Origin of the sequence: Cellulomonas sp. GbtcB1 (assembly GCF_019091725.1) — a bacterium.
GTDB lineage: Bacteria > Actinomycetota > Actinomycetes > Actinomycetales > Cellulomonadaceae > Cellulomonas.
In genome coordinates this window covers 1-237 of sequence record NZ_JAGXJG010000551.1, presented here as the reverse complement: position 1 = coordinate 237, position 237 = coordinate 1, and the positions used below count along the sequence as shown (strand labels likewise).

Here is a 237-nt window from a genome sequence, read left to right as displayed (position 1 = left end):
ACAGCGGGTCGAGCGGCACGGGCGGCGCCTGCGGGTTGCCCCCCAGCGTGATGTCCACGCCCCCGAGGGCCGGCAGCCCGAGCGCGCCGGCCGGCAGCTGCACCAGGTCCTCCGGCAGGAGGCTCTGCGGCAGCACGGAGATGCCGAGCCCGGCGCGGAGCGCGGCGAGCACGCCCTTGTTCTCGACCACCTTGCAGGTCGTGTGCCACGGCCGGCCGGCCTCGGTCAGGGGCCGGA

Annotated in this window: 1 pseudogene; it reads right to left on the bottom strand. The window is 77.2% G+C overall.

What is annotated here, in order from left to right:
* Positions 1 to 237 (bottom strand): annotated as a pseudogene (locus tag KVT14_RS21350) (LysR family transcriptional regulator); the annotation flags it as partial.